General features: G+C 67.7%; 14 protein-coding genes. 6 read left to right on the top strand and 8 right to left on the bottom strand.

From position 1 onward, the window contains the following. Positions 1-2 precede the first annotated feature (2 nt). Positions 3-1,259, top strand: a complete 1,257-nt coding sequence (locus BACI348_RS06405; RefSeq protein ID WP_159824460.1) for a flavin-containing monooxygenase — start codon at positions 3-5, stop codon at positions 1,257-1,259. 86 nt (positions 1,260-1,345) lie between these two features. Here the strand turns inward: BACI348_RS06405 and BACI348_RS06400 are convergent, their stop codons facing one another. Further along, entirely contained in the window at positions 1,346-2,791 is a 1,446-nt protein-coding gene (locus tag BACI348_RS06400) for an SLC13 family permease (protein ID WP_159824459.1), read from the bottom strand. 12 nt (positions 2,792-2,803) lie between these two features. Then, positions 2,804-3,934: a PrpF domain-containing protein gene (locus BACI348_RS06395; protein WP_159824458.1), complete on the bottom strand. Its 1,131-nt coding sequence runs from the start codon at positions 3,932-3,934 to the stop codon at positions 2,804-2,806. 238 nt (positions 3,935-4,172) lie between these two features. On the opposite strand from BACI348_RS06395, the gene BACI348_RS06390 reads away from it, so the two are divergent. Beyond that, positions 4,173-5,111: a LysR family transcriptional regulator gene (locus BACI348_RS06390; RefSeq protein ID WP_159824457.1), complete on the top strand. Its 939-nt coding sequence runs from the start codon at positions 4,173-4,175 to the stop codon at positions 5,109-5,111. A 20-nt stretch (positions 5,112-5,131) separates the two neighbouring features. Here BACI348_RS06390 and BACI348_RS06385 read toward each other — a convergent pair whose 3' ends face one another. Genes BACI348_RS06385 through BACI348_RS06370 form a run of 4 tightly spaced genes read right to left on the bottom strand, consistent with a single transcriptional unit; the run spans position 5,132 to position 7,596 of the window. Beyond that, a complete protein-coding gene (locus BACI348_RS06385) occupies positions 5,132-5,476 on the bottom strand; it encodes a PRC-barrel domain-containing protein (RefSeq protein WP_159824456.1) in 345 nt (114 codons plus the stop codon). Next, a complete protein-coding gene (locus BACI348_RS06380) occupies positions 5,463-5,870 on the bottom strand; it encodes a hypothetical protein (RefSeq protein WP_159824455.1) in 408 nt (135 codons plus the stop codon). The genes BACI348_RS06385 and BACI348_RS06380 overlap by 14 nt, the downstream gene beginning before the upstream one ends. Next, positions 5,867-7,096, bottom strand: a complete 1,230-nt coding sequence (locus BACI348_RS06375; RefSeq protein WP_159824454.1) for an Nramp family divalent metal transporter — start codon at positions 7,094-7,096, stop codon at positions 5,867-5,869. The genes BACI348_RS06380 and BACI348_RS06375 overlap by 4 nt, the downstream gene beginning before the upstream one ends. Then, the gene (locus BACI348_RS06370; protein ID WP_159824453.1) at positions 7,093-7,596 is read right to left on the bottom strand and encodes a hypothetical protein; all 504 of its coding nucleotides are present in this window, start codon (positions 7,594-7,596) and stop codon (positions 7,093-7,095) included. The genes BACI348_RS06375 and BACI348_RS06370 overlap by 4 nt, the downstream gene beginning before the upstream one ends. A 416-nt stretch (positions 7,597-8,012) precedes the next feature. Between BACI348_RS06370 and BACI348_RS06365 the strand changes: the two genes are divergently transcribed. Continuing rightward, complete coding sequence (locus BACI348_RS06365) at positions 8,013-8,795, top strand: GntR family transcriptional regulator (RefSeq protein ID WP_159824452.1); 783 nt, start codon at positions 8,013-8,015, stop codon at positions 8,793-8,795. A gap of 94 nt (positions 8,796-8,889) precedes the next feature. On the opposite strand, the gene BACI348_RS06360 is transcribed toward BACI348_RS06365, so the two are convergent. Both BACI348_RS06360 and BACI348_RS06355 read right to left on the bottom strand, forming a co-directional pair. Beyond that, complete coding sequence (locus BACI348_RS06360) at positions 8,890-9,912, bottom strand: nucleoside hydrolase (RefSeq protein WP_159824451.1); 1,023 nt, start codon at positions 9,910-9,912, stop codon at positions 8,890-8,892. Between the two features lie 34 nt (positions 9,913-9,946). Then, positions 9,947-11,389, bottom strand: coding sequence for an MFS transporter (locus tag BACI348_RS06355; protein WP_159824450.1), 1,443 nt, complete (start codon positions 11,387-11,389; stop codon positions 9,947-9,949). Positions 11,390-11,522: 133 nt separating this feature from the next. Here BACI348_RS06355 and BACI348_RS06350 point away from each other — a divergent pair, with 133 nt between their 5' ends. From BACI348_RS06350 to BACI348_RS06340, 3 genes are all read left to right on the top strand, one after another. After that, positions 11,523-12,389 carry a ribokinase gene (locus BACI348_RS06350; protein WP_159824449.1) on the top strand — a complete coding sequence of 289 codons (867 nt, stop codon included), beginning with the start codon at positions 11,523-11,525 and terminating at the stop codon, positions 12,387-12,389. Beyond that, complete coding sequence (locus tag BACI348_RS06345) at positions 12,386-12,883, top strand: GNAT family N-acetyltransferase (RefSeq protein WP_159824448.1); 498 nt, start codon at positions 12,386-12,388, stop codon at positions 12,881-12,883. The genes BACI348_RS06350 and BACI348_RS06345 overlap by 4 nt, the downstream gene beginning before the upstream one ends. 93 nt (positions 12,884-12,976) lie before the next feature. Beyond that, on the top strand, positions 12,977-13,312 hold the full coding sequence (locus BACI348_RS06340; RefSeq protein ID WP_236557474.1) for a hypothetical protein: 336 nt from the start codon (positions 12,977-12,979) through the stop codon (positions 13,310-13,312). Positions 13,313-13,378 lie beyond the last annotated feature (66 nt).

The following is a 13,378-nucleotide window of genomic DNA, read 5'->3' as shown; positions in this document are numbered from 1 at the left end:
CCATGGAGAACGCGCAACGGATCAACACCCTGGTTGTCGGCGCTGGCCAGGCAGGGCTTGCCACCAGCTACTGGCTCACCCAGCACGGGGTTGAGCACCGGCTGCTGGAACGGCGTGACCAGCTCGGCGGTGCGTGGCAGGACCGCTGGGATTCGTTCTATCTGAACACCCCCAACTTCGCCTTCAAGCTGCCGGAGCTGACCTACAGCGGAGCGGAGCCGGACGCCTTCATCCCCCGCGACGCCGCTGTTGACCTGTTCCGCGACTATGCCCGGCGCATCGCCGCGCCCGTGCAGCTCGGAACGGAAGCCACCCGGATCAGCCGGACGGACGGTTCCTTCACCGTGGAAACCACAGGCGGCAGGTTCCATGCGACGAACGTCGTCCTGGCGAACGGGGCCTTCCAGCGCCCCCGCATCCCGCCGCCGTCGTCCGCCATCCCTGCCCACGTGCACCAGCTGCACAGCCACAACTACCGCAATCCGCAGCAGCTTCCCGACGGCGCCGTCCTGGTGGTGGGCACCGGCCAGTCCGGCGGCCAGATCACCGAGGACCTGCTGGCCGCGGGCCGGGAGGTGCACCTCTCCGTTTCTTCATGCCCGGAGGCGCCACGACGTTACCGCGGCCATGACATCCTGCACTGGATCATCGAGGTGAACGTGCGTGGGCCCCAGTACGGCATCAACGGCTACCAGGTGGGCAGCCTCCCCTCCCCCGCCGCCCGCTTCATGTGCAACCCGCTGGTGTCCGGCAACGACGGCGGCCACAGCATTCACTTGCGCGATCTGGGCCGGCGCGGCGTTCGGCTGCATGGCCGCTTCGAGGGAGTGGACGACGGTGCCATCAGCTTCTGCGACGACCTCGCCGAACGCCTCGCGATGGTCGAGGCGGGGTTCGGTCTCCGCCTGAAGGCCATGGCCGACGCCTACATCGAGGCCACCGGGGCCGACGCACCGCCCGCGGATCCGGTGCCGGACGATCCATGGCTTCCGGCGGAATCGGGTGCCCGGCTGGACCTGGACAGGGAGAGCATCACCTCGATTATCTGGGCCACCGGCTATGGACTGGACTTCAGCTTCCTCGATGTTCCTGTGCTGGATGAGTGGAACTACCCGCAGCACACCGGTGGCGTCACCAAAGTTCCGGGCCTTTACGCCGTCGGGCTGCCGTGGCTGACCCGGCACCTCTCGGCCACGCTCGCGCTGGTGGGCGAGGACGCCAGGCACGTGGCGGACCACCTCGCCCGGCGCGGGTCCTGACGCCCGGCACGCGAAATGGCACTTCGCGGCAATGTTGTGGTGCAACACTGCTGCGAAGTGCCATCCCGCGTGCGGGTCGCAGTGGGCTACATGATGCCGGTGGGTACCAGCAGGGCCCAGGCCAGCGCCGGAGCCACCAGCACCACGCCGCCGGCGTACATCATGAGCTGCTTGTAGACGCGCTGCCGGTCCTCGTCGCGGGCGTTGGCAACCACCAGGGCGCCGTCGGTGGAGAACGGCGAAACGTCCACCACGGTGGCAGCGATGGCCAGGGCAGCAACGGTTCCGGAGGCGCTGAGGGAGCTGGTGGCCAGCAGCGGGCCGGCCAGCGGGATGAACGCGGTGAGCAGCGCTGTGGAGGAAGCAAAGGCCGAGCCGACGCCGATCACGTAGCAGAGGACCAGGGCCACGAGCAGGGGCGCGCCGAGGGCCAGGGCCTGTTCGGCGAGGGTGTCGATGACGCCCACGTGCTGCAGGAGCGAGACGTAGGTGATCATGCCTGCAACGAGCAGGACCGTGGACCAGGAGACGCCGCCGATGAACGTCTGGTGTTCCTTGATGTTGACGAAGGCGAGCAGGAGCCCGGCGGACAGTGCCACGAAGCCGATGGGCAGGTGGAAGCCCAGGGTGCAGACGAGCATCGCGGTGATCAGGACCAGGGTGAGGATCTGCTGGCCGTGGGGACGGCCGGTGTTGGTGGTGTCGACGTCGGCCAACTGGCCGCCCTTGCCGTCGCGCAGCTTGCCGAAGAGGCCGAACAGCACGATGGTCAGGACCGAGAGGATCAGGTTCAGGGCGAAGCTGGCAATGAAGAGTGCGCCCTGGGAGATGGGAAAGCCGTTCTCAACCGCGATGTTGTGGACCAGCACGCCGGCCACGGACAGCGGGGAGAAGCCGCCGGCGTGGGCACCGTTGATGATGAACGCGCCCATCACCACGGGGTGGATGCGGGACTCGTAGGCGAAGCCGAGGGCTGCCGGTGCGAGTAGCGCGACGGCGGCCGGCGAGAAGGTGCCCAGCGAAGTGAGCGCAGCGGCGATGAGGAAGAAGACCCAAGGCAGCAGCATCGTCTTGCCCCTGACCAGGCGGACGCAGGTCTGGACGATGATGTTGATGGTGCCGTTCCGCTGGGCCATGCTGAAGAAGTACGTGACGCCGATGATGGTCAGGACGATGCTGGCCGGGAACTCCTCCAGGATTTGCTTGTCCGTCATCCCGAGCATGAAATAGCCGACGCCAAAGGAGGCTACCAGCCCCATCACGCCGATGTTCAGCGGCCACTTGGTGGCGACGACGAACATCACCACGAGGATGACCAACGGGATGATCTGTACGGCTGTCATGGTGTGCTCCGGGTCCGCGGCGGCTGCCGGGTTGAGGAAGCCACCCCCCAGCACGAGGGCAGCCAGGCCCAGGATCGTGAGGCCGGCCACCACCATCAGTAGGATACGGCGGCGGCGGTTGGGACGCGGTGACTGTTGGTCCCGGGTCTCTTCAACAGTGTCAGTGGGGCGTTGTGCAGTCTCAGTCATGGTGCTTACTCCTCATTGAGTGGCTCCCGCGAGGGCGGCAGGTGCAGCGCTGCCGGAAACCTCGGGGAGGTGGATGATAGTGGTGGCAATGGTGCGGGCAGTACGGTCGACGCCGACGAGCAGGCTTCCGGCGTGTTCCTCGCTCCAGGTTTCAATCACTCCGGCGGGGGTCCGCAGCCGCAGCGTGGTCCCCTGGACGCCGCCCGTGATGGCGTGCAGCAGGGTGCCCGGGGTGCGGGCGGCCAGGGTCAGCGCGATGCTGCCGGTGATGGCCAGGGCCGGGTGGGGCTTGCCCATGGAAAGCATCATGACGTTGACGTCGGCGCCTGGTTCGCCATCGGCGACGCCGGGGTCCGGGGCGGCCACGATAGCGAGCTTGGGGATGGCCCGGGCTGCTTCGCCGGCGGTGGGAGCCAGCCCCATCAGCACGGCGGCCTGCCGCCGGATGTGGTCCAGGGTTTCCAGTTGGAGCTCCACACCCGCCTGCCAACTCCGGTACCGGGCTGCGTCCAGGCCCAGCTCCTCCGCGCGGACCATCACCACCGGTGCGCCGGCGTCGACCATTGACACGGTCCAGTGGCTACCGCCCGAAGTGATGCTGTCCGTTGCCGCGCCGGTGGGAAGCAGGGCCCCGGTGGTCTTGCCGGCCGGGTCCTGGAAACCGAGGCCCACCGGGTAGCCCGGGAACGGCACGCCGGGCATCTGCCCTTCCGGAATATCGGGCAGGGCGCCGGCCGGGGTGGGTACGCGCTGGACGATGACCTGGTTGGTGTTGGTGTTGCGGGTGACAATGCGGGTGACGTCTCCGGTGGGGACCACCCAGCCCTTCTCGATGGCGTACAGGCCGACCACTGCGGAACCGTTGCCGCAGTTGCTGCCCCAGTCCACGCCGGCTTCTTCGATGCCCACCTGGGCGAAGGTGTACTCGACGTCGACATCCCCGGCAGTGGGCCGGTGCAGGATGATCGCCTTGCTGGTGGTGGACGTTGCTCCGCCTACGCCGTCAATCTGCCGGGGGTCGGGGCTGCCGAACAGCCGCGGGAGAAGCTCATCAAGGCTTGCTCCACCTTTCTGAAGGTGCTCCGCTTCAAACACCCAGCACTTGCTGGTGCCTCCCCGCATCCATTCCGCTTCGATCTTCATCGACTTCCACCTCTCCTTCGCCTCAAAGTTTGTTGAGGGCCTGGAAAAAGATTGAGCCAGATCACACTTTAGGACAATGTTGGATTTTTGTAGGAGGATGTAGGGTTGCTTCATTCATTGCCGCTATAAGCTTGAGGGAACGCTGGCTGGTGCTGTCCGGAGTCATGAAGAGCGGCCGGAGACCCGGGACTGCGGTCTTCCTGCAGGGAATGAACAGAATCTGAAGAAGGGCAAAGCAATGCTTAACGATGAAGACCAGCCCTTATTCGATATCCGCCGGCTGGCCCTCCTCCTGGAGGTGGTGGAGCAGGGGTCCATCACTGCTGCGGCCGAGCTGATGATGTACACGCCGTCAGCCGTCTCCCAGCAGCTCCGCAAGCTCGAACAGGAGGTGGGGCAGCCCTTGCTTAACCGCCGTTCCCGCGGGGTGGTGCCTACCGAGGCCGGCCAGGTGCTCGCCGGGCATGCCCGCAGGATCATCCACCAGATGAAGGCCGCGCAGTCGGACCTCGGCCAGATCGCCGGGCTGAAGCGCGGATCCCTCACCGTAGGCACGTTCCCCACCTTGGCCGGCTCCTTCCTGCCGATCGTCATCCGCACCTTCAAGAAGCGCTACCCCGCCATTGGCCTCTCACTGCGCAGCGCCCGCTTCGATGAACTCGTGGCGGACCTGGAGTCCGGCGTCACGGGGCTGTGCCTCCTCTGGGACTACCCGTGGAACCGCTTCGAGGACGAGTCCATCCGGGTTACCGAGGTTTTCCAGGAGAGCACCGTGATCCTTGTGGCGCGCGGCCACAAGCTGGCCGGACAGGAGCAAGTCAGCATGGAGGACCTGCGGAACGAGTCGTGGATCGTGCGGGCTGAGGCCCACCCAGTGGTGGAAGTCCTGCAGCGGTCCGCCCACGACGCCGGCTTCGAACCAACCATTGGATTCCTTGCCAACGACTACCAGGAGGCCCAGGCGATGGTGAGCGTTGGAATGGGCGTGGCTCTGGTGCCCAAGACCGCCGTTTCACTCCAGCATCCCGATGTGCGGGTGCTCAGCCTTGGCCCCGCGGCACCGCTGCGCCGGATCCTGCTGGCGCAGCGCCACGACAAGGTCTACGCCCCAGCCGAGGTGGCCTTCCATTCCACGCTGGTGGAAATCGCCCGCGAAAGGGCCGGTGACTACCTCTAGAACATTTTTGTGGCCGGGCGCTACGGGCCGCTTGAATCCAGCGCCGGCGAGTACGCCGTGTACCCCTCGCGCAGCCGCACGCTCTTCGCACCGATCATCGCGATGTCCTCCCAGAGCACCAGGAATGAACCCCGGTGGCGCCACCGGAGCAGGGAAGGCAGCGGCCACGGCTGCTGCAGTCCGGTCCGCTCGTACCCCAGGAACGAGGACGCACTGTGGGGACTGACCACCAGCCCCAGCAGGCGGGCCTCGGCGAGAAGCTGCCGCGGGGCGCCGTCCACCACGAACCGGGCGTCGGCCACCCTGCCCAGGCGGGTGCCGTCGTCGTTATAAACGTCGACGCCGAGCAGGTCACCGAGGATCATGGCGGCCTCCCGGGATGCGGGCGATGATCCTGTCGCGGATCCAGCGTTCCACCCAGCCGGCGTCCAGGTTTTCGCCGCTGACGCCCAGCTTCAACACCACGCCCACCTCCGCCACGTCCTCCCAGGGGATGCGGACCAGCCGGGACGCCGGCGGCCTGCCGCCAAAGATGCGCGTCCCCAGCACCGGCCCGGTCAGCAGAGCCGACAGGACCGGGGCCGCCGCGCCCGGCTCCAGCTCCGTGTCAAGGGCAGGCCCGCTCACCTCAAGATCGTCCACGGTGGTGACCGGGACGCCGTCGTGATCCAGGACCTGCCGGTCCAAAAGGTGCAGCTGCGCGTCCAGGATCCGCCCCGCCACCGGAGGCGGGGGCGCCAGGAGGCGGTGGGCAGTCATGCTCCGGCTCCCGTCACAACCATCAGTGGTATGGCTGCCAGCGAGGCTGCGAGGATGATCACCAGGTAGACCATGGCCAGTACGTTGACCGGACGGCCGTTGACGTGCTGGCCCATGTATTGCGGATCGTTGGCCACGATGAGGATGGGCAGGTAGGTCAGCGGCAGGGCGATCGCGGAGAAGACCACGGAGTATTCGGTGACCAGCACGGGGTCCACGCCAGTGGCCAGGACGGCCAGGCCGATGAACAGGCAGATGATCATGGCCAGGTGGAAGCGGGCAGCCTGCGCGGGGCGGCGGAACTTGCCCCAGGACCAGCCGAAGAACTGGGCCAGTGTGTAGCCGCTGGAAAGGGTGGTCTCCAAGGCCGCGCCGAACGTGGCGGCCACCACGCCCACCAGCACAAAGGCCAGCCCTACCTTGCCCGCGCCTTCCGCGACCGGGAGGATCACCTGCGAGAGGGACGTCACGGCGATCCCGGCCGGCAGCAGCACCACGGCCGCGCAACCGGCGATGGCCACGGACAGCAGGCCGCCCAGCGGAAAGCCCACCAGAACGTTGATCCGGGACTGGACCAGGTCCTTGATAGACCACCCCTCCTCCACGGCGCCGGAGGAGAAGAAGAACACTTCGTACGGTGTCATGGCGGCGCCGAACAGGGCGATGGCGTAGTACCAGTACGTGGACACGGTTTCCTCGGCCGGCACTGCAGGCGCCAGGGCCTGGCCGGCGAGGTTTCCCCAGTCCGGTTGGAGCAGGAACAGGGCCACGGCGAACACAATCAGCGTCAGGCCCAGGAGCCCGGTGACGTTTTCCATGCTGGAGAATTTCACCCGCCACACCACCAGCCAGACGGCCAGCGCCGCCACCGGAATCCACAGCAGGTAGTGGACGCTGCTGGCCAGCTGGAGGGCCAGGGCCACGCCGCCGATTTCCGCGGTCACGGTCATCAGGTTGATGAGGAAGGACGCGGACAGGTTGGCCAGCCCCGCGCGCGGCCCCAGCCGTTCGCGGATCACCTCGAACGTTGCCCGGCCGGACGCCGCCGCCACGCGCCCTGACATGTTGGCAAACAGGCAGATGCCCAGCACCCCCACGCCAACCACCCACACGAGGGACAGGCCAAAGCGGGAACCGACGACGGCGTTGGTCACCAGGTCGCCGATGTCCACGAAGCCGCCGATCGCCGTCAGGACGCCGAGCGCGACGCCGAGGAGCCGCTTCACTGTCCGCCGTCCTTTTCTTTTAGTTTGGACACGCGGTCCGCGGCGGCTGCCAGCCCGTCCACGCCGTCCGATACCGCTGGCGTGCCGGTGCTGCTGGCCACGGCGTCCCGGGCGGTGGTCATCGCGGCGGCGCAGTCATCCAGGACGGTGAGCGCTTCCTTGATCGCTTCCCGGTCTTCTTTGCTGGCGGGGGCAAGTTGGAGCACTGTGTTCCGGCTGGTCTGCAGTTCCTTGAGGGCGTCGTCCAGCGCGGTGGCGGTGGCGGCGTTGGTGAGTTTGCCGGCCGTATCGAGGCTGAGTGCGAGGCGGGCGGTGGCGATGGCGGAGGAACTGTCCCGGGCTGCAGCGGAGAGGGTGCTGGCGGTGCTGCCGCAGCCGGTGAGGACTGCGAGGGCGGACAGGCAGGCGGCCAGTGCGGTGCCGCTGCGCCTTTTGATGGGTTGCCGCTCTGTGGGGCACAGGCCTTCGGCGGGTCCCCTCAGCGCTGGTCTTCGCAGCACGGTGCCTCCAGCCTCCGGCACTCCCCCGGGTGGTAGGCATTACCCCTCAGCAAACCGCCGGTAATTTAGTTGCCTTAGGACAGGTATAGCACCCGGGCATCCGTTTGGGGCGAAACAACTCCCTTCCCGGCTTGCTCCAGCAGGCGGACCCGGCGATGTACCGGGCCAAGCACGGCGGCGAGGCGAGGTCCGGAATCCGCGACCGATGAGCGCGAAGAGCCGGTGGAGATTCCCCTCCGCGCTCCCGGGTGTCCTTTTGCTCCAGCAACGCGATGCGCCCGGCGTGTGCACGGCTGCACGACGCCCTCGGCAACGATCCATACGGCGCCAAGTGCTGAACTTGTCCAACAAACGCGTCGGACGCTGAAGTAGGCTGGAACCGCCCACACCAACAGACAAACAAGCGAGGCAAAAACGTGCACCAGGACGCCACCCGGTTCCTGTCCCAGCCGGTGGCCGCCCAGCCCGGCTCACCGCTGCGCGTCGCGGTCTATTCGAGGATCGCCGAGGCCATCCGCAACGGCCTCCTCACCCCCGGCTCCATGATCCCCACCGAAACCGAACTCGGCACGGACATGAAAGTCAGCCGCACCGTGGTCCGCGAAGCCCTCATGCTGCTGGAAGAGGACGGCCTGATCAGGGCGCGGCGCGGCGTCGGACGCTTCGTCTCGGACACGCTCCCCCGCATCGGCATCGAACGCATCCAACCGTTCGAGGAAGTCCTCGCCGGGCCCGGCCAGCAGGTGGAGGTCAAACGTACCCAGGTGGTCCGGCAGGCGGCGTCCGAATTCGTGGCCCCCGGCATCGGCGTGGAGCCCGGCACCGACTGCTGGCTCTGGGAATCCGTCCTGATCCGCGACGGCGAGGCCATCGCCCACCTGCAGGAGAACGTCACCGCCCAGCCGGTCAGCTTCGGCAGCCACGCCGCCGCGCCCCTTGAGATAGAGGACGACGGCGGCGCCACCTTGCTTGCCACGCTCAACAAACAGCTCGGCCGGCTGCCCGGGCCGGGTGAGTGCCAGATCAGCCTCAGCCAGGTGGGTCCCAGCCGCGCGAAACTGCTGGACCTTCGCCCCGCGGACCCGGTGCTGGTCCTGACCCAGTACATCCGGAACGGGAACCGGCCCTTCTACCTGGCCAAGTGCCTTGTCTCCGCCCGCGCCGGCCACCTCTCGGTCATGCAGCAGTTCCAGTCCTGAGGCAGCGAACGTCGGAGTTTTGGTCCAGTTATGCCGGTTTGCGGGCCGCGGAAGCGTGCATACCTGGACAAAAACGCCGTGCGGTGGGAGCGGCTTACCGGGTGAGGGCCCCGGCAGAGGCGAGGGCCGCCGTCGTGCTGTCCAAAACTGCGGCGTCCTCCCCGAGCGTCAGCAGCGTGTCCACCAGGTGCGGGGCGAAGTCTTCCTCCAGTGAGAGCACCACGCGGCACCGCGCCCCCGCCACCGGAGGGTAGCCCGCATACAGGCCCCGCATGTCGCACACGGTCTGCCCGCGGCCGGGCCCGGAGGTGGTGTCGACGGCGGCACGCACCACGGGTGCCAGAGCCGGCCTAACAGCGCCAACAGCGAGCGCCGCCGCCAACGGATCGTGCATGGCGGAGCAGGGCCGGCCGTAGATGCCCTCGTAGAACCGGAAGTAGTAGCCGAGCATCTCCCCCAGTGCCCGCGGCACAGCACCCGAAGACGCCAACAGCTGCTGCTGGTGAGGCTCCTCCAGAACCGAAGCCATGGTCACGTCCAGCGGCACCAGCGTCACGTCCCAGTCGGCAGCCAGCACCAGGGCTGCAGCTTCCGGGTCATGCCAGATGTTTGCCTCCGCCACCGGCGTGATGTTCCCCGGTGCCAGCGCCGCTCCACCCATCACGGTGACCGAGTCCACCAGGGACGGCAGCGCAGGCTCCAGCCGCAACGCCTCGGCGATGTTGGTCAGCGGGCCGATCGCCAGCACCTTCAGCGATCCGGCATGAGTGCGGGCCAGCCGGACCAGCATCTCCGCGGCGCTCTCGCCGGCAAGCGAAGCAGCAGCGGGCGCGAGCGAAACCTCGCCGATCCCGTTCTCGCCATGCACCCACGGCGCCCCGCCGCCAAAGGAGCCCGCCAAAGGATGGTGCGCCCCCACAGCCACGGGGATGTGCGCGTGGCCGGCGAGCTCGAGCAGGTCCAGGGTGTTGCGGGCGCCGACGGCGGCACTGACGTTGCCGCTGACGGTCCCGATGCCCACCACGGAAGCAAGGGGCGAGGCGAGCAGGTAGGCCAGGGCGAGGGCGTCGTCGATCCCGGTGTCGCAGTCCAGGTAGAACGCGGAAGGAGTGGTCATGGTTTTCTTTCGGTTGAAACGGGTTGAAGCGGGGTTAGACCGTCTCGCCCTTGGGGGCGGCGACGAAGAGGCTGACGATGAACGCGGCGGCGGTGATGGCCACCGAGATCCAGAGGGCGGTGGTGTACCCGGCGGCCGTGGCCTGGGCGGCGAAGGGTGCCACGAGCACGACGCCGAGGCTCGCCCCGATCCCGAACGAGGCACCGTTGATGCCGGGCAGCGCAGCCGGGGCTTCCTTGGGTGAGAGCAACACCGAGAGTCCGTTGATGGCGGTGAGGAACAGGCCGTTGTAGAAGATACCCAGGGCCGCAACGGCGATCAGCACTGCGGTCTGGTTGGTGGAGAACGACGCGGCAGCGATGGCGCAGGCCAGGCTGAGTCCCGTGCCAAAGCGCAACGTGCGGATCCAGCCGCGGCGGTCCGCCAGCCAGCCGGCCAAAGGTGCGGCGAAGACGCCAATCAGCGCGGCCGGGGTGAGGAACAGCAAAGCCGAGACTGACGCCGAGAGCCCGAAGCCGCCGTCGTTATCCTGGCTGAGCAGCACCACGGTGAAGTTGATGATCGCGAAGATGCCGGCGAGGGTGAGGACGGTGGTGGCGATGACCGGCCACACCTGGCGGGAGCGCAGGTGGTGGACAGCGATGAGCGGGTGGCTGCGGCGCTTCTCGATGAACCAGAATCCCGCAAAGGACAACACGGTGCCGGCCAGCAGGACCAGGGCGGTGGGCGAGGTCCAGCCGGCGGCCGAACCGTCGGACACGAAGTACGTCAAAAACACCAGGAACAACGAGAGGGAGCCGGCGCCCCACCAGTCCATGGCGCCGCGGACACCGGAAGGCCGTCCGGCGGGTACCAGGCGGAAGATGCAGGAAGCGGCAATGGCGGTCAGCACCAGCACCACCACGAAGATGGACCGGAAGCCGAGGGTCTCGGCCATCAGCCCGCCCACGTAGCCGTCCACGCCGCCGATCCCGCCGTTGATGGCGGCGATGATGCCCACGGAGGTGCCGAAGACCTTGGCCTGCAGGTTCTCGCTGAGCACGATGTAGGCGAGCGCGAACACGGCGCTGGAGACGCCCTGCAGGAACCGGCCGGTGACCAGCAGCGGCAGGGTGGGCGCGGCGATGCAGAGGATGGTGCCGGCGCCCATGATGCCCAGGACCAGCAGCAGCGCGGCGCGGCGGCCGATGAAGTCGCTCCACCGGCCGATCACGGGCCCGGCGATGGCGCCGGCCAGGAAGAACATTGACTGGACGGGCGCGGCGCTGTCGGCACCCTGGCCAAATTCTGCGGCGATCTGCGGCAGCGCGGGCGTCACCATGCTCGCGTTGAGCTGGAAGGACAGCACGCCCAGCAGCAGGGTGGAGATCAGCAGCGCGGCGCGGCGGCCTGTGAAGGTGGTTGCATCCGTAGCCGGGACGACGGCGGGACCGGTTTCCGCGGCAGGCACGGCTGCCGCCGGGGTTGGGGTGTTCACATCAAACTCCTTTGTTCGTGGGCTTCGGGCCATGTGAGTTGTTATACAACCATGTATGACGCACAAGTACAACCGTGCCGTACACTATTTCCTAATCCAGCCGCTTCCGGCTTCATCCCCGTAAGGACTATCCATGAGCAACCACCTTCCTGCCCTCACCGTGGTGGGCAGCATCAACCTGGACCTGATCGCCACCGCCGAAAGGCTGCCCACCGCGGGCGAAACCATCGGCGGCGCAACACTTTCCGAACAGCCCGGCGGCAAGGGCGCCAACCAGGCGGCGGCAGCAGCCCGGCTTACTGGCGGCGCCCGCCTGGTGGGTTCGGTGGGCAGCGATACCACTGGCCGGCGGATGCTGGATGCTCTGGCGAGTGCCGGCGTCGACGCTTCGGACGTCGCCGTCCTGTCCGAGCCCACAGGGACGGCGCTGATTGTGGTGGACGGCGACGGTGAGAACCAGATTGTGGTGTGCCCGGGCGCAAATTCGAGCCTCTCCCTGGACGGGGTGGAGTTTGGCCCCGACGAGACGGTGCTGTGCCAGCTGGAGGTCGGCCTGCCGGTGGTGCTGGAGGCGGCCCGTCGCGCCCAGGGCTTCTTTGTGCTGAACGCGGCGCCGGCGATGGACCTGCCGGCCGAACTGCTGGAGCGCTGCGACCTCGTGATCGTGAACGAGAGCGAGTACGCCCTCATCCCGGCCCTCGCATCGGCCAGGCTGGTGGCGGTGACGTATGGCGGCGACGGCTCGGCGATGTTTGAGCACGGGCGGAAGGTGGCCTCCGCTCCTTCTGTTCCGGTCACCGTGGCGAACACGGTGGGCGCCGGCGACGCGTTCTGCGCCGCGCTGGTCCTGGCCCTGCGGCAGGGACTGGACTACGCCTCCGCGTTGGCCGTGGCCAATGCCGTGGGCGGGGATGCGGTCGGCGACCCTTCATCGCAGCCGGAATTGGCACGGCTGGGCCACTATGTTGAGCGGACCGCCGCAACCGCAGGCGCGCGGTGAACGTCGCACTCAGGCGCGCAACGCCGTCGGACTTTCCGGACGTCCGGCGCATTACGCGCGATGCCTACCTGAAAGCCGGACACTTCTCAGCGGACCATCCCTATATGGGCGTGCTGGAGGACGTGGAGCACCGCGCCGAGCACGCGCAGGTGTGGGTGGCGGAGTCGGCCGGGCGTGTTGTGGCGGCAGTGACGCTGACGTTCGCCGGGCAGCCGTACAGCGAGATCGCAGCTGATGCGGAGCTGGAGTTCCGGATGCTGGCCGTGGACCCATCGTTCCAGGGTGGTGGCGTGGGGCGCACCGTGGTGGGCCAGGTGGTGGAGCACGCCAGGCAATTGCCCGGGATCGAGGCGATCAGCATCACCAGCGCCACGTTTATGGAGCGCGCCCACGCTTTATACGAGTCGGTGGGGTTCCGCCGGGCGCCGGAGCGGGACTGGTATGTGCCGGGCGAGGATGTGCTGCTCTGGGTGTTTACGCTTGAGCTCGGTTGAGCCGTTGCCATCGGTAGTTAGGCCTGTCGAAACCCGGTGGTTGAGCCTGTCGAAAGCCTGTCCCACAGCACGGGCAAATCGGTAAAATGGGACATGCTGTGGTTCGCCTTTCTTTTCGTTGCCATGGTCCTGTGCGGCACCATCTGGGTTATCGTCAACGTCGCTCTGTGGCTACTGGGCGTCGCGTCCCTGCTCAACAAGCGAGGCGGCCGGCCCCTCGCGTCGCGGAGGCCCGCTGGCTACCCTCAGCTGAGCGCGCCCCAGGGACCATTCGTGCGGAGTACTCGGCCGGTCCCTGACCGGCCCGCTGCGGAGGCCAGTGCCGCGTTCGATATGTGGCCCAAATGGACCGCCTCATACCGGCGGTACGTGGCCCAGGAAAAGCTTCTGTGGCAGGAGCAGTTCGACTCGCTGGACACCCAGGAGTAGCGGCATACGACGGCGCATGGCCGGCTGGAGCGCCGGCCATCCGCCGTCGGACTCCAAGAGTGGGTC

The sequence above is a fragment of the Arthrobacter sp. 9AX genome (genome assembly GCF_902506095.1).
Classification (GTDB): domain Bacteria; phylum Actinomycetota; class Actinomycetes; order Actinomycetales; family Micrococcaceae; genus Arthrobacter.
Note: the sequence above shows the minus strand (reverse complement) of the source record. Positions and strands in the feature narration are given on the sequence as shown.

Coding starts and splice junctions, on each gene's coding strand:
- BACI348_RS06360 (WP_159824451.1), bottom strand. CDS start 9,912: ATGACCACTCCTTCCGCGTTCTACCTGGACTGCGACACCGGGATCGAC.
- BACI348_RS06380 (WP_159824455.1), bottom strand. CDS start 5,870: ATGACTGCCCACCGCCTCCTGGCGCCCCCGCCTCCGGTGGCGGGGCGG.
- BACI348_RS06395 (WP_159824458.1), bottom strand. CDS start 3,934: ATGAAGATCGAAGCGGAATGGATGCGGGGAGGCACCAGCAAGTGCTGG.
- BACI348_RS06405 (WP_159824460.1), top strand. CDS start 3: ATGGAGAACGCGCAACGGATCAACACCCTGGTTGTCGGCGCTGGCCAG.
- BACI348_RS06350 (WP_159824449.1), top strand. CDS start 11,523: ATGAGCAACCACCTTCCTGCCCTCACCGTGGTGGGCAGCATCAACCTG.
- BACI348_RS06390 (WP_159824457.1), top strand. CDS start 4,173: ATGCTTAACGATGAAGACCAGCCCTTATTCGATATCCGCCGGCTGGCC.
- BACI348_RS06400 (WP_159824459.1), bottom strand. CDS start 2,791: ATGACTGAGACTGCACAACGCCCCACTGACACTGTTGAAGAGACCCGG.
- BACI348_RS06385 (WP_159824456.1), bottom strand. CDS start 5,476: ATGATCCTCGGTGACCTGCTCGGCGTCGACGTTTATAACGACGACGGC.
- BACI348_RS06340 (WP_236557474.1), top strand. CDS start 12,977: ATGCTGTGGTTCGCCTTTCTTTTCGTTGCCATGGTCCTGTGCGGCACC.